The organism is Deinococcus aerius, assembly GCF_002897375.1.
GTDB lineage: Bacteria > Deinococcota > Deinococci > Deinococcales > Deinococcaceae > Deinococcus > Deinococcus aerius.
Window position 1 is genome coordinate 47,837 of record NZ_BFAG01000003.1, and the last position, 15,808, is coordinate 63,644.

General features: G+C 69.9%; 16 protein-coding genes. 11 read left to right on the top strand and 5 right to left on the bottom strand.

Annotation, left to right across the window (positions count from 1 at the left end):
* Positions 1 to 32: 32 nt before the first annotated feature.
* Both DAERI_RS05120 and DAERI_RS05125 read right to left on the bottom strand, forming a co-directional pair.
* Positions 33 to 491, bottom strand: coding sequence for a hypothetical protein (locus tag DAERI_RS05120; RefSeq protein WP_103128667.1), 459 nt, complete (start codon positions 489 to 491; stop codon positions 33 to 35).
* A gap of 66 nt (positions 492 to 557) precedes the next feature.
* Positions 558 to 2,510 carry a hypothetical protein gene (locus DAERI_RS05125; protein WP_103128360.1) on the bottom strand — a complete coding sequence of 651 codons (1,953 nt, stop codon included), beginning with the start codon at positions 2,508 to 2,510 and terminating at the stop codon, positions 558 to 560.
* 38 nt (positions 2,511 to 2,548) lie between these two features.
* Between DAERI_RS05125 and alr the strand changes: the two genes are divergently transcribed.
* Both alr and DAERI_RS05135 read left to right on the top strand, forming a co-directional pair.
* On the top strand, positions 2,549 to 3,646 hold the full coding sequence (gene alr, locus DAERI_RS05130; RefSeq protein WP_103128361.1) for an alanine racemase: 1,098 nt from the start codon (positions 2,549 to 2,551) through the stop codon (positions 3,644 to 3,646).
* Between the two features lie 35 nt (positions 3,647 to 3,681).
* Complete coding sequence (locus DAERI_RS05135; protein WP_103128362.1) at positions 3,682 to 4,815, top strand: LCP family protein; 1,134 nt, start codon at positions 3,682 to 3,684, stop codon at positions 4,813 to 4,815.
* Positions 4,816 to 4,846: 31 nt separating this feature from the next.
* Here DAERI_RS05135 and DAERI_RS05140 read toward each other — a convergent pair whose 3' ends face one another.
* Positions 4,847 to 5,155, bottom strand: coding sequence for a hypothetical protein (locus DAERI_RS05140; RefSeq protein WP_103128363.1), 309 nt, complete (start codon positions 5,153 to 5,155; stop codon positions 4,847 to 4,849).
* A 191-nt stretch (positions 5,156 to 5,346) separates the two neighbouring features.
* Between DAERI_RS05140 and rimP the strand changes: the two genes are divergently transcribed.
* Genes rimP through infB form a run of 4 tightly spaced genes read left to right on the top strand, consistent with a single transcriptional unit; the run spans position 5,347 to position 9,221 of the window.
* Positions 5,347 to 5,814, top strand: coding sequence for a ribosome maturation factor RimP (gene rimP, locus DAERI_RS05145; RefSeq protein ID WP_103128668.1), 468 nt, complete (start codon positions 5,347 to 5,349; stop codon positions 5,812 to 5,814).
* Between the two features lie 25 nt (positions 5,815 to 5,839).
* Positions 5,840 to 7,027 carry a transcription termination factor NusA gene (gene nusA / locus DAERI_RS05150; RefSeq protein WP_103128364.1) on the top strand — a complete coding sequence of 396 codons (1,188 nt, stop codon included), beginning with the start codon at positions 5,840 to 5,842 and terminating at the stop codon, positions 7,025 to 7,027.
* 6 nt (positions 7,028 to 7,033) lie between these two features.
* Complete coding sequence (locus DAERI_RS05155; protein ID WP_103128365.1) at positions 7,034 to 7,327, top strand: YlxR family protein; 294 nt, start codon at positions 7,034 to 7,036, stop codon at positions 7,325 to 7,327.
* Positions 7,328 to 7,376: 49 nt separating this feature from the next.
* The gene (infB, locus tag DAERI_RS05160; protein ID WP_103128366.1) at positions 7,377 to 9,221 is read left to right on the top strand and encodes a translation initiation factor IF-2; all 1,845 of its coding nucleotides are present in this window, start codon (positions 7,377 to 7,379) and stop codon (positions 9,219 to 9,221) included.
* Positions 9,222 to 9,288: 67 nt separating this feature from the next.
* Here infB and DAERI_RS05165 read toward each other — a convergent pair whose 3' ends face one another.
* Together DAERI_RS05165 and DAERI_RS05170 are read right to left on the bottom strand one after the other, a co-directional pair.
* Positions 9,289 to 9,558 (bottom strand): hypothetical protein, encoded by a 270-nt coding sequence (locus DAERI_RS05165; protein WP_103128367.1) that lies wholly within the window; start codon positions 9,556 to 9,558, stop codon positions 9,289 to 9,291.
* Positions 9,559 to 9,596: 38 nt separating this feature from the next.
* Positions 9,597 to 10,118, bottom strand: a complete 522-nt coding sequence (locus DAERI_RS05170; RefSeq protein ID WP_201262720.1) for a hypothetical protein — start codon at positions 10,116 to 10,118, stop codon at positions 9,597 to 9,599.
* 143 nt (positions 10,119 to 10,261) lie between these two features.
* On the opposite strand from DAERI_RS05170, the gene DAERI_RS05175 reads away from it, so the two are divergent.
* The 5 genes from DAERI_RS05175 (at position 10,262) to DAERI_RS05195 (ending at position 15,684) form a co-directional block, all read left to right on the top strand.
* Positions 10,262 to 10,624: a hypothetical protein gene (locus DAERI_RS05175; RefSeq protein WP_235610264.1), complete on the top strand. Its 363-nt coding sequence runs from the start codon at positions 10,262 to 10,264 to the stop codon at positions 10,622 to 10,624.
* 161 nt (positions 10,625 to 10,785) lie between these two features.
* Entirely contained in the window at positions 10,786 to 13,080 is a 2,295-nt protein-coding gene (gene secD, locus DAERI_RS05180; RefSeq protein WP_103128368.1) for a protein translocase subunit SecD, read from the top strand.
* 118 nt (positions 13,081 to 13,198) lie between these two features.
* Positions 13,199 to 14,893 (top strand): dihydroxy-acid dehydratase, encoded by a 1,695-nt coding sequence (gene ilvD, locus DAERI_RS05185; RefSeq protein ID WP_103128369.1) that lies wholly within the window; start codon positions 13,199 to 13,201, stop codon positions 14,891 to 14,893.
* A gap of 202 nt (positions 14,894 to 15,095) precedes the next feature.
* Complete coding sequence (locus tag DAERI_RS05190; protein WP_103128370.1) at positions 15,096 to 15,422, top strand: hypothetical protein; 327 nt, start codon at positions 15,096 to 15,098, stop codon at positions 15,420 to 15,422.
* Positions 15,423 to 15,471: 49 nt separating this feature from the next.
* Positions 15,472 to 15,684 carry a hypothetical protein gene (locus tag DAERI_RS05195; RefSeq protein WP_133161966.1) on the top strand — a complete coding sequence of 71 codons (213 nt, stop codon included), beginning with the start codon at positions 15,472 to 15,474 and terminating at the stop codon, positions 15,682 to 15,684.
* The last annotated feature ends 124 nt before the right edge of the window (positions 15,685 to 15,808 follow it).

Sequence of the window (15,808 nt, forward strand, 5' to 3'; positions counted from 1 at the left end):
CTCTGGAATGGGACCGAGTTGGGCTGAGGCCCTCAGTTCTGCCCGGCGCCTGCCTGTCCCACGCTGGCCTGGGGATCGCGCAACCACAGGGTGCGGCCCCCGGCGTCCCTCAGGCTGACGACGATCTGCGCGCCCTCGCCAGAACGCAGCCCGCGCGCCCCACCGCGGCCGGTGCCCTGGAGGCACGCGCCCTTGCCGCAGCGCCCGCTCTGGGTCGTGGCGGCGCTCCAGACGCCGTCCTCGGTCACGACGTAGACGCCGGTGACCGCCAGGGACGGCAGGGGGGGGCGGCTGCTCTGCACCCGCACGCGGACCTGGAAGGAGTTCCCGTCCAGGCTGGAGGTCGCGTCCGCCTTTAGGCTGCGCCCCGCGATCTGGAGGGCGGTCGGCGCGGCGAGCAGATCCCCGGCCGTGGGGGTGAGGGGTCCGGCCAGAGTGCCGCACGCGCCCAGCAACGCGGCGACGAGGGGCAGAAGCCACGCACGTCTCATGTTCACATGAGTATACAGAAAAACCGCCGGTGGGGGCGGCTCTTCTTCACCATTCTCAGCCCCCGGCTACCAGCTCACGTCCGGGGCCGTGACCACGCGGTCGGCGGGCTGGTCGGTGAGCAGCGTGTACGTGAGGGTGTATGTGCCGGGAATCACCCGCGTGAGCAGGATGGTGTCACCGTCCACCCGGGGCGTGACCCCGGCGAGGCTGGGCCCCTGGACGCTCAGCGGGCCGCGCACGGCGGGCGTGCCCCCGCCAGTCGGGAGGGGGTCGAGGAGGCGCACGTTCTCCAGGGTGCGGTCCACCGTCAGAGTGAGGGTGACGGTGTAGCCCTGCGCGGCGGCCTCCACGCTCTTGCCCAACGTGGCGCGGGCGCCGCCCTGCACGGTGCGGGTCACGTTGGCGCCGCCGGGATTGCGGACGCGGGCCTGCCCGGTCGTGTGCAGGTCGAGGGGATCGAGGATCACCTCGGCGGTGTCCGAGCGGCAGACGCGGACGGGCACCTTCAGGCGCAGGGGGGCGGCGCTGCTGATCTCGCCGGGGACCTCCAGCGGGTAGTCGCTGCTCCAGCCCGCGGGCAGGTTGAGCCGCAGCCGGGCGGGGAGGCGCTGCGGGAAGTCGGTGCGGGCGGTCGCGGTGAGCTGGGTCACGTCGCAGGCGTTCAGCACGTCGGGCGAGGTGACGAGCGAGAGCTCGGTCTGCACCCGGTACTCCAGGGTGACCTTGCCCGTTCCGGCGTCGGCCACCCGGCCGGGCAGGGGCGGCGTGACGGTGCTGCCCGGGACGGTGCCCGGCGTGACGGGGTAGTCGCCGGGCGGGAGCGGCAGCGTGGCGGGCGTGGTGAGGGAGCGCCCGGCGACCTCGAAGGGGATGCCGTTCAGGGGAAGGCGCTCGCCCCCGTACAGGGCCACCGCCTCCACCGTGAGCTGCCCCTGCGGCGGGCGGGCCACGAAGCGCAGCTTGGCGTACCCCGGCTGGGTGCGGATCTCGGTGGGCGAGACGACGTTGCCCACACCCTCGATGATCGCGCTGCTGACCGGCACGTAGCCGGGGGGCAGGCTGGGCCTCACCGAGCCCTCGCCGACCAGGGTGTAGCTCGCGCCGGGCACCGGGCGGCCCTGGGGGTCGACCACGTCCACGAGAAGCTGGCCCGCAATCCTGGCGTTCTCGGGCGGGGTGAAGCCGCCGACCCGGGCCGTCACGGGCTGATCGTTCAGGCGAAAGGAGAGGCGAATCGCGTTGGAATACTGCCGGGTGGTGGGCAGCACCCGCAGGAAGACCTGCCACTCGCCCACCTCCCCCGCCGCGACGGTGAAGCGGTCGGTCGCCGACTTGCCGTTCTCGCTGGGCGTCAGGTTCACCCGCTCGCCGCCGGGCTTCACCGCCCACAGTTCGGCCTCCCCGGGGCCGTCCACGTCGTAGTTCACGAGGGAGAGCGTCCTCCCCACCCAGTCCGCCGGGACGTTCAGCCGGGCGGCGAGGAGGGGCGCCTCCTCCGTGTCGCGGGCGTTCACCGAGAAGTCGCTCGTCTCCAGCCCGAAGGGGGCGGCGGTCCGCAGCGCGTAGGAGTTCTTGCCGTCCCCCCGGCTGCTGACCTTGAGGGTGTATGTGCCCGCCGGGAGGCCGCCCGCGAAGAGGCTTTCCCAGGTGTGCTCGCGGTTCGTGGCATAGCGCCGCTCGGCGACCGTTCCACCGGGGCCGGTCAGCACGAAGGTGGTCTCGAAGGGCTCATTCTTCTGGTACAGCTCGTCGCCGAAGTAGCCCTCACCGCGGCGGCCTTCCACATAGTCGGCGAGGTTGAAGGTGGGGCTGTAGACCTCCAGGCCCAGGGGTTTGCCCGCATTCTCCGGTGAGACACGGATCAGGTAGGTTTCCTGCGCCTGCGGCCACTTCGCGCCCACCGAGACCAGGGGCAGGATGCCGCCCGCGGGATTGCTCGTCTGGGCAGAGGCGGGGCCGCCCAACAGGGCGGTGAGGGTCAGCAGCGTGATGGGGAAGGGAGGGCGTCGCGTGCTCACTGCCCGAGAATCATAACGGGGCGGCTACCATACGGGTGATGCATTCCCGCGCACAGGCCCTGATCTCCGAGTCCGCCCTGGCGGGCAACCTCACGGCCCTGGCGCGGCGGGCCGGGGCGCGGCTGCTGCTTCCCGTCAAGGCGGACGCCTACGGGCACGGGTTGGAGATCGTGGCGCGAATTGCCGCGCGGCACCCCGACGTGTGGGGGCTGGCGGTGGCCGTGCCGCGCGAGGCGGCGGCGCTGGCGCAGCTCAACCCCGGCAAGCCCATCCTGCTCCTCACCCCGCCCATGCCGGAGGAGGTGGGGCCGCTCGCCGACCTGGGGGTGCGGCTCCCGGTCGCCTCGCTCGCGGAGGCCGACGCGCTCCCCGCCCACGCCCGCGCGCACCTGAAGGTGGACACGGGCATGAACCGGCTGGGCGCCCGTCCGGGGGAGGCGGTGGAGATCGGCCTGCGCCTCGCCGGGCGGGGGCTGCTGGAGGGGGTGTACACCCACTTCGCCACCGCCGACGAGCCGGACCTGAGCTTTGCCCGCGAGCAGCTCGCACGGTTCCGGCGCGTGCTCGCCGCGCTGCCCCCGGTCCTGGCCCACGCGGCGAACGGGGGGGGCATCCTGAGTTTCGGGGTGTTGCCGGGGCTGAGTCTGGCGCGGCCCGGGCTCGCCTCGTATGGGTTCGCGCCAGCTCACCTGCGGGAAGCCGTTCCCCTGACCCCCGTGATGACCCTGAGAGCCCGCGTCACGCACGTCCACCCCGTCCATCCCGGCGAGAGCGTCAGTTACGGCGGATTGTGGCGGGCCGGGCGGGAGACCACGGTGGCCACGGTGGGCGTCGGGTACGCGGACGGGTATCCCCGGAATGCGACGGGAAAGGCCTGGGTCCTCGTGCGGGGTGAGCGCCGCCCGGTCCTGGGCCGCATCTGCATGGACCAGATGATGGTGGACGTGACGGGTCTGGACGTGCGGGTCGGCGACTGGGTGGAGGTCTGGGGCCGGAATGAGGTGACGGTGACCGACGTGGCGGGCTGGGCGGACACGGTGGAATACGAGGTGCTGACGGGGGTGGGTCCGCGGGTGGAGCGTCTGGCCGAGGCCGGGGATACTGTTTCCCGAACCCCGCTTCCTTCCAAAGGATGATTGTTCCCTCCCCCCCTGCCCGCTACACTCGCGGGGTGCGCCGCGCTGCCGTAGTTCTCCTCGTCGTTCTCGCGGGCCTGGTGGCCCTGTCCGCCCCCGCTTTCCCGGCCCTGTCGCGGTACGCGGCGCTGCCCCGCAAGGCGGACGGTCCCGTGAATGTGCTGCTCGCGGGCGTCACACCGGATTACGACGACAAGGCGGGGGTCTGGCCCTATCCACCCAAGCCGGAAGATTTCTCCTTCCTAACGGATACGATCATGCTCGCGCAGATGTGGCCCGACGGCCAGGTCAACCTGCTGAGCATTCCCCGCGACACCTGGGTGAACATTCCCGGCCGGGGCTGGAGCAAGATCAACGCGGCGAATCCGGCGGGCGGCCCCGAGCTGCTCGTCCGCACCGTGCAGGACCTGACGGGCGTGCCCATCGACGCCTACGCCCTGCTGTCCCTGAACGCCCTGCGCGCGGTGGCCGAGGCGGCGGGTGGCGTAACGGTGGACGTGCCCACCCGCATGAAGTACGACGACAACGCCGGGCACCTTCACATCGACCTCCAGCCGGGGCGCCAGCACCTCAGCGGCGAGCAGGTCGAGGGCTTCCTGCGCTTCCGTCACGACAACCTGGGCGACATCGGGCGGGTGGCGCGGCAGCAGGCGTTCCTGACGGCCCTGGCGGGGCAGATGAGGAACCCGCTGAACTGGTGGCGCCTGCCCCGGATGGTGGCCGCCATCGACGGCAACATGAAGACGAACCTGACGCGGGGGCAGATCGGGGCGCTCCTGGGCGGCGCGCTGAGCGGCCCCAAGATCAACACCTACACCGTTCCCGGCACCTTCGGCGGGCCGACCTGGGTGCCCGACCGGGCGGGGCTCGCCAACCTGATCGAGGAGCATTTCCGCGATCCCAACGACCCGCGGTCCCTCACGGTGGCGGTCGTGAACGTCGGCGCCCCGGGGGGCAGTGCCCGCCGCCTCAAGGAGCGGCTGGAGGGCCTGGGCTACCGGGATGTCGTCACCTCCAACGGGGAGCGCGCGGACGTGCCCACGACCGTGAGCGGCACATCGGCCCGGGCGGTGCTGCGCGACGTGGGGCACGGGCAGGTTTCACAGGAGCCCGGGGTGCCCGGCGCCGACGTGACGGTGCGGCTGGGCAACGACACCCCGGCGAACTGAGCTTCCGGCAGAGGGCCGGGGACGCCCAGGCTCACCCCGCAAAGAGCAGCAATCCCACGAAGAGCAGGAGTGTCAGGCCCAGAAGCCAGAAGTAGACCTGCCACTCCTCGTCGAAACGCTGCCGGGGGGGAAGCTGACTCACGGCCTGCCGGACGGCGGGAGTCCTCGGGACGAACCACCTCAGCCCCGCGCCCACGAGCAGCGCGGCGAGCTGGCGCAGGGCTTCGGGGAGGGAATCCCGGACTCCCCAGTGTGGAACAAGAAGCCACAGGAGCAGGAAGCTCAGCCCTCCCGCCAGGGCGGGCAGCCTGGCCAGCACCCACAGGCGCGCCTCCCCCATTCCTTCTACGGTACGCCGCCCACTCTTACGATTCCGTCACCCGTTCGGGACGGCCTTTGTGACGGTCTTCCCCGCCCCGCCGCGAGGATGAGGTATACTCCGCTCAGACATTCCTCGAACCGAGGTGGGTGCCCGGCCCACCTTTTTTCGTGGAGGGGGTGGTTTCCGGCCTGCTGCGAGCGGCCCACAATATGAATAACAACGCAACCCACAACTCAACCGACCTGCACGCCCTCGCCGACGGCGTCCTGCGGCCCCTGGGGTACGAGGTGCTCGACGTGCAGGTGCAGAATCCCGGACGGCGGCCCGTCGTGGTCATCCGCATGGACCGCCTGGACGAGCAGCCCATCACCGTCGAGGACCTGGAGGCCGCCAGCCGCGCGGTGGGCGCCGAGTTCGACCGGGTGGACCCCATCGCGGGCGAGTACCGCCTGGAGCTGGAGTCGCCGGGGGCCAAGCGGCCGCTGACCCGCGCCCGGCACTACGAGCGCATGATCGGCCTCAAGGCCCGGGTGCGCGGCGACGGTCACGCCTTCACCGCGCCCATCAAGGCGGTGGACGGCGAGCAGGTCACCTTCGACGTGGGGGGCGAGGACGTGACGCTGACCGTGGGAACGTTCCAGGGCCACCTCGCCGAGTTCCCGGACCGGCACCGCTAAAACCGAATACGAGAGGAAGAGTGAGATGACCCAAGGTGAATTCAATTTCGCGGACGCGCTGCGTGAGGTCGCGCAGCAACGCAACATCAACGAGATGCAACTGATCGAGGCCTTCGAGCAGTCGCTCGCGCAGGCCTACACCCGCAACGTGGAGCCCGACCGCCGGGTAGAGGTCCACCTCGACCCCGTGAGCGGCGAACTCGAGGTCCTGATCGTGCGCGAGGTCGTCGAGAAGGTGGAGGACGAGAACCTCCAGATTTCGCTCGCCGACGCGCTCGAACTCGACCCCGGCGTCGAGATCGGCATGGAGATGGAGTTCCCGGTGGACCGCGAGAAGTTCTCCCGGATCGCCCTCCAGGCCGCCAAGCAGACCCTGACCCAGAAGATGCGCGAGACCGAGCGCAACGTGGTCTACAACGAGTACAAGGACCGCGAGGGCCAGGTGCTCACCGCGCAGGTCGTCCGCAGCGACAACAAGGGCAACTGGTTCGTCGAACTCGGCGCGGGCGAGGCGATCCTGCCCCCCCGCGAGCAGATTCCCGGCGAGAAGCTGGTGCCCGGCAACCGCGTCAAGATCTACCTCAAGGAAGTCCGCAAGACGCCCAAGGGGCCGACCATCCTGGCGAGCCGCGCCGACGAGCGGCTGCTCGACTACCTGCTGCGCCAGGAAATCCCCGAGGTCGCCAACGGCATCGTGGAGGTCAAGGCGATTGCGCGCGAGGCGGGGCAGCGGTCGAAGGTGGCGGTGTTTTCCCATAACCCGAACGTGGACCCCATCGGCGCCTGCATCGGGCACCGCGGCAACCGCATCCAGGCGGTGACGGGCGAACTGGGGCGCGAGCGCGTGGACGTGATCCTGTGGGACGCGAACACCCGCGACTTCATCCGCAACGCGCTGTCGCCCGCGAAGGTGGGCCTGATCGAGGTCCAGCCCGACATCCGCGAGGCGACGGTGACGGTCACGCCCGACCAGCTCTCGCTCGCCATCGGCAAGGGCGGGCAAAACGTGCGGCTGGCGGCCAAGCTGACGGGCTTCAAGATCGACCTGCGCGAGACGGCGGCGGTCAGCGACCTCGACGCCGCGATGCAGCAGGCCATGCAGGACGAGCGGGGGGGCGCGGGCAAGGGCAACGCGGCCGCCTCCGCCTTCGATGCGCTGTTCCGCGACAGCAAGTCGGTGGCGACCGCCAGCCCGGACGACACGCAGGAGTAAGGTCGCTTGACCGCCGCGCCCAAGCCCCGCCATATCCCGGAGCGCACCTGCGTCGCCTGCCGCCGCAAGCGTCCGCAGCCCGAGTTCGTGCGGGTGACGCGGACGGTGGAGGGGTGGAGGGTGCTGGCGGGAAACCGCACGGGACGGGGCGCCTACGTGTGCGCCGACTCGCCCGCCTGCTGGGCGGAGAAGCGGCTGCGGCGGGCCTTCGGGGCGAGTGCTCCGCTGGTCAGCGCGGACCTGCAAGCCCTCAACCCTGCCATGAACGACACATCCACAGGTCAGACCATGACAAGCTGATCTGCTGCCCGCGCCCCCCGGGGACACGCGGGCCTCACCGGAGGTGAGCATGTCGAAAGTTCGCATCTATACCCTCGCCCGTGATCTGGGCGTGGACAACAACAAAATGCTGGAAATCCTCGACGGGCTGGGCGTCTCGTACAAGAGCGTGAGCTCCACCATCGAGGAGGACACCGTCGAACTCATCAAGCAGATTCTGGAGGAGGAGGCTGCGGCGGGAACGGCGGCCCCGGCGGACTCGGCGCCCGTCCAGGCGAGCGCCCCCCAGGCCGCGCCCACTCAGCCTGAGACGCAGGCCGCCAGCGCGCCCCAGCCCCAGGCAGCGGCTACCGCGACGGCCGAACGCGAGCCCGTCGCGGCGTCCGCACCCGCCGCTCCGTCGGCCCCGGAACTCCCCCACCGCGCCCCCGTCGTCACGATCATGGGGCACGTGGACCACGGCAAGACCTCGCTGCTGGACTACATCCGCAAGACGAAGGTGGCGGCCAAGGAGGCGGGCGGCATCACCCAGCACGTCGGCGCCTTCGAGGCGAGGACGAGCAAGGGCAAGGTCGTCTTCATCGACACGCCGGGCCACGAGGCCTTTACCACGATTCGCGCCCGTGGGGCGAACGTCGCCGACATCGCCATCATCGTGATCGCCGCGGACGACTCGCTGATGCCGCAGACGCGCGAGGCCATCGCGCACGCGCAGGCGGCCAAGGTCCCCATGATCGTGGCGATCAACAAGATCGACCTGCCGCAGGCCGACCCCGAGCGGGTCAAGACGGACCTGACGCAGCTCAACCTCGTGCCGGAGGAGTACGGCGGCGACCTGATCGTCGTGCCCGTGAGCGCGCGGACGGGCGAGGGCGTCGAGGACCTGCTGGAGTACATCTCGCTCACCGCCGAGCTGGAGGACCTGCGGGCCGACCCCAAGGGTGAATTCAGCGGCGTGATCATCGAGAGCCGGGTGGACCGCCAGGCGGGCGTGCTGGCGACCGTGATGGTGCAGGAGGGCACCCTGCGCGTGGGTGACTTCCTGGTGGTCGGGGAGAACTACGGCAAGATCAAGGCGATGACGGACTCCAACGGGGGCCGCATCAAGGAGGCGGGGCCGAGCACCCCGGTGCAGGTTCTCGGCTTCTCCGAGGCTCCGGCCAGCGGTGAAAAGGTCTTCAGCGCGAAGAACGAGCACGCGGCGCGCGAGCTGATCGCCCAGCGCGTCAGCGACCGCCGCGATGCCGAGGCCGCCCGCACCCAGCGCCGCCGCACCCTGGAGGAGATGATGGGGCCCATCGGTGAGACGCGCACCGTCAACCTGATCCTGCGCGCCGACACCCAGGGCAGCCTGGAGGCGATCCAGGGCATCCTCGCCAAGAAGGAAACCGAGGACGTGAAGCTCAACGTGCTGCTCTCGGGCATCGGCTCGCCCACCGAGGGCGACGTGCTGCTCGCCTCGACGGCGGACGCGACCATCCTGTGCTTCAGCGTGACCGCCTCGGGCGGCGTGAAGAAGGTGGCCGACACCAAGGGCATCGAGATCAAGACCTTCCGCATCATCTACGAACTCATCGACGAGGTGGACCGCCTCATCAAGGGCAACCTCGAACCCGTCTTCGAGGAGCGGTACCTGGGCCGCGCGGAGGTCCGCATGGTCATCCGCCACCCCAAGAGCGGCAACATCGCCGGGTCCTACGTGACCGACGGGCTGCTGCGGCGCAACGCGCGGGCCAAGGTCACCCGTGGCCGTCAGGTCGTCTACGAGGGCACCATCGTGGGCCTCAAGCGCTTCAAGGACGACGTGCGCGAGGTGCAGACCGGGTACGAGTGCGGCATCAACCTCGACTGGAACGATGTGACCGAGGGTGACATCATCGAGGCCTCGGAGATGGTGGAAGTGACGCAGGCGTAAGGGGAGCGGTCAGCGCTCAGCAGTCAGAAAAAGAGGGGGCGGTTTCCCGTGTGGGGGCCGCCCCTTTTTACCTGTTGAAGGGATACTCGCTCACCGGGTGGAAGCCGCGCGAGGTGAGCAACCGGGCGCCTGGGCCGGGGACGAGTTCGATGGTGAGGGGTTTTCCCCACTCCTCCCCGTGGAGGATGAGGTGGCCCGCCTCCGTGCGCTCGTAGCGGAGGGGCAGGGGGGCGCCCGGGATGGTCACGGTCAGGTGGGAGGTTGGAGGGATCGCCGGTGTCGCGCCGCGCCGCGCGCCGCCGGGCCATACCTCCTTGTACTCCAGAACTTCCCTCACGGCCTCCACACTTGGGAGAACGGCGAGGGAAAGCTCGGTCAGGTGCCGGAAGTCGTGCCGGTGCCCGTCCCGTTGCTGCTGTTGGGCTGAGCCTGGTCAGAATCCCGCGGGCCGCCGTCCATTCGGCCGAAGCCGTCCCGCCCGCCGTGATGGTGACCGCCCATCCCCCGCCCACCGCGCCCCCCGAAGGCGAAGGGGTTTTGCTGGAGGCGCCGCTTCATCTCGGCGGCGCGGTCACTCGGGATGTCCCCCGCCCGCACGCCCTGGTCGATGGTGGCGTTCCCGGCGGCGAGGGCGGCGGCCTTCAGGCGCTCCACCGTGATGCCGAGCTGCGCGGCGAGCTTCTGGAGGAACACGTCGGCGTAGTTGGTGCCGCTGGCCTGGGGACGGGTCGGCGTGGTCTGACCGCCCGGGTTCTGGGTGCCCGGCGCGGTTTGGCCCGGCTGGGCGGGCTGCACCCGCTGGGGGGTGGTGGACTGCTGGGCGAACACCAGTCCCGCCGTGAGGGGCAGCGCGGCGGCGAGCGCGATCAGGGAGACGTTTTTCCGGTTGCGATTCACGGGGTCACACTCCTGGGGGGATGTCCGGTCGGTGGAGACCGGCAGGGACAGGGTGCCCGGGGCGGGTTAAGTGGGGGCTAAAACGCCGGGTCGGTCGCCCTCCGATTCGGAACGGCCTGGTATGCTGGGGCGCCTTTTCCCCTATGCCCCAGTCCCAGCCCCCTCCCATCCGCCCCGACGTGACGCCCCTGCGGTGGCCACGGGCGCTGGCGTGGCCGGGGATGCTCACGCTGCTGTCGGTGCTGGCGGTGCTGCTGGGGCACCAGCCCTCCGTGACGGACGGGGGGCCGCGTGTCACGGCGGGCAACGTCGCCCCTGTCCTGCCCGAGGTGCGGCCCGCGCCGCAGCCCTCGCCGGGCCCGGCCCTCTCGGCCGCGCCACCACCGGAACCGTTCCGGGTGGCGGGCGAACGTGGCCGCGTCCCCGGACCCGGCCCGATCTGGACCGCGCCCAGTCTCCCGCGCACCCTCGCGCTGCTGGGGCGGCGGCAGACCGACGGGGGCTAAGGCGCTTTTGAAGGATGACCGCGGGGAGTGAGAAGGGCCTTTTCCCGAACGCCCGGCCCGCTCACCCCCACTCGGCCTCCCCCCCTGCAAGCCGCTCTACGCGTCAAGGGGGAGGAGCAAAAGCAAGACACCGACCACCTCCCTTTTCCCGGAGTACACCTGTGACGTACAGCAATCCCAATCGGAATCGCAACCGCCGCCCGCCGCCCCGGCGCGGCGCCCCCAACCCCAGCAAGCCCAACCTCTGGACGGGCCTGCTGCTGCTCCTGACGCTGCTCGCCAGCCTGGCGTTCATCTGGCGGCCGTGGCAGCACCCGCAGACGCCGTTCTCGCTGTGGAACGACAAGTTCCAGTTCATGACGCTGGGCCTGGACCTCAAGGGCGGCCTGCGGATCGAACTCGCGCCCGAGAGCGGCAACGCCACCCGCGAGGAACTCGACCGGGTCAAGACCGTGATCGAGAACCGCATCAACGCGCTGGGCGTGGCCGAGCCCACCGTGACCGTCTCGGGCGGCAAGCGCGTGGTCGTGGAGATTCCCGGCGCCACGCCCGCCGTGCAAAACCGCGCCCGCGAGATCATCGGGCGCACCGCGCGGCTGGAGTTCCGCATCGTGAACCAGGGGGCGCAGCCGGACCCCACGCTGCGGCAGCAAGACCCCCCCTCGGGCGGGTACAAGCTCTCGGACCTCGGCCCGGTGCAGGCGACGGGTGAGGTCATCGCCAACGCGCAGGCGGCGACTGATCCCACATCCGGGCGCTGGGTGGTGACCTTCCAGACGACCGACAAGGGCGCGCAGACCTTCGGGGACTTCACCGGCAAGAACGTCGGGCGGCTGATGGCGGTCGTGCTCGACGACCGGATTCAGTCGGTGGCGACCATCCAGCAGCGCCTCTTCCGCGACGTGCAGATCAGCGGCAGCTTCAGCCCGGAGGAGGCCAACCAGCTCGCCCTGGTGCTGAAGTCGGGTGCGCTCCCCATCAAGATCAGGACGGAGGCCGAGCGGGCCATCGGGCCGACGCTCGGCGCGGACGCGATCCGCAGCGGGGCGATTGCCGCCCTCGTCGGCATCGGCCTGGTGTTCGGCATGCTGTTCCTGTACTACGGCCTGTGGTTCGGGCTGGTGGGCGCGCTGGGGCTGCTGTTCTCCTCCATCATCATCCTGGGTCTGCTGGGCGGCTTCGGCGCGACCCTGACACTGCCGGGCATCGCGGGGCTGGTCCTCACCATCGGCGCGGCGGTGGACGGCAACGTCATTTCCTTCGAGCGCATCAAGGAGGAGTTGAGCCGCGGCAAGGGTATCCGGGGCTCCATCGGGGCCGGGTACCAGCACTCGACCGCCGCGATCCTGGACGTGAACGCCTCGCACCTGCTCTCGGCCCTGGCGCTGTACAACTACTCGACCGGGCCGGTGAAGGGCTTTGCCGTCACCCTCATCATCGGCGTGGTCGCCTCGACGTTCTCGAACCTGGTGTTCGCCAAGTGGTTCATGCAGTGGCTGGCGCAGCGCAGGCCGAACATGACGGCCCCGCAGTGGATCAAGGCCACCCGCATCGACTTCATCAAGGCGGCGCCCATCGTGACCACGGTGAGCGTGCTGCTCGCGCTGGCGGGCGGCCTGATCGTGGCGACGAAGGGGATGAACTACGGGGTGGACTTCACCTCGGGCACCAGCCTGACCGTGCGGGCCAGCGCGCAGACGACGACCGACCAGGTGCGCTCTGCCGTGACGGGTGCTGGGGTTGCCAAGGTCACGCCGCAGAGCGCCACCATCCAGCGCAACGAGACTCCTGGCCTTACGGGCGCCCAGTACACCGTGAAGGTGCCGGAGCTGACCGCGCCCGAGGTGCAGAGGCTCAGCGCGGCCGTCGCCAAACTGCCGCAGGGTGAGGTGCAGTCACAGGAGACGGTCGGCCCGGCGGTCGGCCAGGAACTCACCCAGAAGACGATTCAGGCCGTGCTGCTGGGTCTGGCCCTGATCCTGATCTACGTCGGCTTCCGCTTCGACTTCATCATGGGGCTGGGGAGCATCGTGGCGGCCATTCACGACGTCGCGATTGCGATGGGCCTCTTCAGCCTGCTCGGGCTGGAGTTCACCGTGGCGACGGTCGCCGCCTTGCTCACCCTGATCGGCTACTCGCTGAACGACTCCATCATCGTGTCCGACCGTATCCGCGAGAACCTGCGGGAGATGCGCGGGCGGCCCTACCGCGAGATCGTGAACACGTCGATCAACCAGACGCTCTCGCGCACGGTGATGACTTCCGTGAGCACCATGCTGCCGCTCGTCAGCCTGCTCGTCTTCGGCGGCCCGGTGCTGCGGGATTTCAGCCTGATCCTCCTGATCGGCATCCTGGTGGGCACGTACTCGTCGATCTATATCGTCGCGCCCATGGTGGTGTTCCTGGAGGAATGGAAGGACAAGCGCAAGGGGGGCTCGCAGGCGGCGAAGGCGTAGGGGAAGCAGTCAGCGTTCAGCAATCAGGAACAGGGGGCGGCTTCCAGGTGGGGGCCGCCTCCTCGCCTGTCTGTGTCGGTGCCCCCGCCCAGTTCAGTGATTGGCGTAGCTTGGTGGCATGACCGACACCGCCACGAAGAAGAAGCTGAACTGGAACAGCCATCAGGTGACCCAGGGCGACGAGCGCGCCCCCAACCGGGCGATGCTGCGGGCGGTCGGCTTTCAGGACGGCGATTTCGACAAGGCGATCATCGGCGTGGCGCACGCGCAGAGCAACATCACGCCCTGCAACAACGGGCTGGGGGAACTTGCCGGGCATATCACCGGGGCGATCCACGAGGGCGGCGCCATGCCGCAGATTTACGGCACGATCACGGTGTCCGACGGCATCAGCATGGGCACCGAGGGGATGAAGTGCTCGCTGGTGAGCCGCGAGGTCATCGCCGACTCCATCGAGACGGTCAGCCGCGGCCAGTCGCACGACGGCGTGATCGTGGTGGGCGGCTGCGACAAGAACATGCCGGGGGCGATGATCGGCATCGCGCGGCTGAACATCCCCGCGGTCTTCGTGTACGGCGGGACGATCAAGCCCGGCCACTACAACGGCAAGGACCTCACCATCGTCTCGGTATTCGAGGCGGTCGGGGCCTACGGGGCGGGCAAGCTGAGCCGCGAGGACTTCGAGCAGATCGAGAAGCGGGCCTGCCCCGGCAACGGCTCGTGCGGCGGGATGTACACGGCGAACACGATGTCCTCGGCCTTCGAGGCGATGGGGATGAGCCTTCCCTATTCCTCCACGATGAGCGCCGTGGACGCCGAGAAGGCCGTTTCCGCCGCTGATTCGGCCCGCGCCCTGCTCGGGCTGATCGAGCGCGACGTGCGGCCCCTGGACATCCTGACGAGGGAGGCGTTCGAGAACGCGATCACGGTCGTCATGGCGGTGGGCGGCTCCACGAACGCCGTGCTGCACCTCATGGCGATTGCCCACGCCTGCGACGTGCCGCTCACGCTGGAGGACTTCGAGCGCATCCGCGAGCGCACGCCGGTCTTCTGCGACCTCAAGCCCAGCGGGAAGTACGTGGCGACCGACCTGCACGCGGTGGGCGGCATCCCGCGCGTGATGAAGATGCTGCTGAAGGCGGGGCTGCTGCACGGCGACTGCCTCACCGTGACCGGGAAGACGGTGGCCGAGAACCTGGCGGACGTGCCGGACGAGCCCGACCCCGGGCAAGACGTGATCCTCCCCTACGACCAGCCGCTCTACGAGCAGGGGCACCTCGCCATCCTGCGGGGGAACCTCGCGCCGGAGGGCTCGGTCGCCAAGATCAGCGGCCTGCGGCACATCAAGATCACCGGCCCCGCCCGCGTCTTCGATTCGGAGGAGGAGTGCATGGCGGCGATCATGGGGGACCAGATCAGGGCCGGGGACGTGCTGGTGATCCGCTACGAGGGCCCCAAGGGCGGCCCCGGCATGCGCGAGATGCTCTCGCCCACGAGCGCGATCATCGGCAAGGGGCTGGGGGACAGCGTGGGGCTCATTACCGACGGGCGCTTCAGCGGCGGCACGTATGGCCTCGTCGTGGGGCACGTGGCGCCCGAGGCTTACGTGGGCGGTCCCATCGCCCTGGTGCAGGAGGGCGACACCATCGAGCTGAACGCCGAGACCTGCGAGCTGACGCTGCATGTGGACGAGGCGGAGCTGGAGCGGCGACGGGCGGCGTGGGTCGCGCCGGAACCGAGATATAAGCGCGGCGTGCTGGCGAAATACGCGCGGTTGGTGAGCAGCGCGGCGCGGGGGGCGGTGACGGACTGATACGGTTTCCGTCCAATCCGTTATCGAAGCGGGAAAGCGCCGCTTCGATAACTCCTTTCCCGGCAACCGTTTTGTTCCTGCTCGCTCCGCTCGGGTTGAACAGTTTTTGTAACTGCTGGGCCGGAATCCGTATGAGGCCCGGCTGCCCGGCAATAGGCGATTGGCAGACCGCACCCACTCCCCGGAAAGCGTACCCTGAGGGATGAACTTACAAGACATCGCCGTTCGCAGTGAGTGGCGCGAGCTGGTCACCCCGGGGCTGCGGAGTGCCCTGGAACGGCTGGAAGCCCAGGGCGTGGAATTCTTCTGGACGCATGGGGGCAGTCTCCCCCCCGGCACCTACCTCTTCAACGCGAAAAAGGACGATGTCCGGCTGGCCTCACACGACGGCTCCGAGATGCCCCGCCAGGCGATCAGCGAGGTCATCCTGGAAGCGATGACGGCGCGGGGAATCCTGCCGCGGCAGGAGTCGGTGTTTCCCGCCCGCACCCGTCACCGGGGCCGCCCCCAGCCTGCCCCGGGCCGATGATGGTCGGCTCCCCCTCTCCGCGCCGGGAAGGAACGCAGCGATGGACAGCATGATCTACGCTTCGGTGCGGCAGGTGAGCTCGACCTGGTACTACATCGCCCTGACGCAGAGGCGGTCGCACGAGGACGCGCTGAACGTGGGCATGATGCAGGCGGAACTCTACCTGAGCGATCTGGGCCTGGTGGACGCGGCGGCGGCCCCCTATCTGGAGGGCGCGCGGAAAGCCATCGCCGGAGTCATGCAGGGACGACTCCAGAATTAACGCCGGTGGTGGACGCCGCGCGAAAAGCCGCGGGTTCCGCTTCACTCGGGAGGCAGCGGACCGGGACGCCGCGCTGCTGTCCCCCCGTGGGCTGCCCCCCCGGCAACGGAGGTCATGATGTCAC

What these genes read in the sequence shown, in the direction of transcription:
- DAERI_RS05120 (WP_103128667.1), bottom strand. Translation starts at nt 491, where the DNA reads ATGAGACGTGCGTGGCTTCTGCCCCTCGTCGCCGCGTTGCTGGGCGCG.
- alr (WP_103128361.1), top strand. Translation starts at nt 2,549, where the DNA reads ATGCATTCCCGCGCACAGGCCCTGATCTCCGAGTCCGCCCTGGCGGGC.
- DAERI_RS05140 (WP_103128363.1), bottom strand. Translation starts at nt 5,155, where the DNA reads ATGGGGGAGGCGCGCCTGTGGGTGCTGGCCAGGCTGCCCGCCCTGGCG.
- rimP (WP_103128668.1), top strand. Translation starts at nt 5,347, where the DNA reads ATGAATAACAACGCAACCCACAACTCAACCGACCTGCACGCCCTCGCC.
- nusA (WP_103128364.1), top strand. Translation starts at nt 5,840, where the DNA reads ATGACCCAAGGTGAATTCAATTTCGCGGACGCGCTGCGTGAGGTCGCG.
- infB (WP_103128366.1), top strand. Translation starts at nt 7,377, where the DNA reads ATGTCGAAAGTTCGCATCTATACCCTCGCCCGTGATCTGGGCGTGGAC.
- DAERI_RS05175 (WP_235610264.1), top strand. Translation starts at nt 10,262, where the DNA reads ATGCCCCAGTCCCAGCCCCCTCCCATCCGCCCCGACGTGACGCCCCTG.
- ilvD (WP_103128369.1), top strand. Translation starts at nt 13,199, where the DNA reads ATGACCGACACCGCCACGAAGAAGAAGCTGAACTGGAACAGCCATCAG.
- DAERI_RS05190 (WP_103128370.1), top strand. Translation starts at nt 15,096, where the DNA reads ATGAACTTACAAGACATCGCCGTTCGCAGTGAGTGGCGCGAGCTGGTC.
- DAERI_RS05195 (WP_133161966.1), top strand. Translation starts at nt 15,472, where the DNA reads ATGATCTACGCTTCGGTGCGGCAGGTGAGCTCGACCTGGTACTACATC.